At 63.1% G+C, this 884-nt stretch carries 1 protein-coding gene; it reads right to left on the reverse strand.

From position 1 onward, the window contains the following. The coding region (locus HX815_RS31805; protein WP_256351194.1) for an AMP-binding protein at positions 1-884 on the reverse strand (884 nt) is incomplete at both ends.

Genomic DNA, 884 nt, shown 5'->3' on the forward strand with positions numbered 1-884 from the left:
GCATCCTCGGCGCCTTGCGCCGGGATCACGTAAGCCACCAATTGCTGGCCGTTCAGCCCTTCCTGGGCCAAGACCACGGCTTCGCGCACCGCCGCCAGGGCGTTCAGGCGCGCTTCAATTTCACCCAGTTCGATACGGAAGCCACGGATTTTCACCTGATGGTCAATCCGGCCGATGTACTCGATCACCCCGTCGCTGCGGTATTGCGCCAGGTCACCGGTGCGGTACAACCGCGCACCGCTTTCGCCGAACGGGTCGGGAATAAAACGCAGTGCCGTCAGGTCGCCACGCTTCAGGTAGCCCCGGGCCAGGCCGGCGCGGCCAACATACAGTTCACCGATGCAGCCTTTGGCCACCGGGTTCAGTTCACCGTCGAGCAGGTACCACGACAGGTCGGCTATCGGCTCGCCAATCGGACTGCTGGCGTCCAGCTCGAGATCAGCCACCGACAGCGGACGGTAGGTGACGTGCACCGTGGTTTCGGTGATGCCGTACATGTTGATCAGCTGTGGCGCGCTGTCGCCAAACCGTTCGAACCATGGGCGCAGGCTCTTGACGTCCAGCGCCTCGCCGCCGAATACCACGTAGCGCAGGGCATTGGCCCGGGAGTCGGTACAAGCCACGTGCATCAACTGCTTGAACGCCGACGGCGTCTGGTTGAGCACCGTGACGCCCGCGTCGCACAACAGGTCGAGGAATTCCTGGGGCGAGCGGCTGACGTCGTACGGCACGATCAGCAGTTCGCCACCGTGCAGCAGTGCACCGAAAATTTCCCAGACCGAGAAGTCGAAAGCATAGGAGTGAAACAGGCTCCAGACGTCCTGCGGGCCGAAGCCGAACCACGGTTCAGTGGCCGCGAACAGACGCAGGATATTGTGGTGCGC

This window comes from Pseudomonas sp. E6002, assembly GCF_013385565.1.
Taxonomy (GTDB): domain Bacteria; phylum Pseudomonadota; class Gammaproteobacteria; order Pseudomonadales; family Pseudomonadaceae; genus Aquipseudomonas.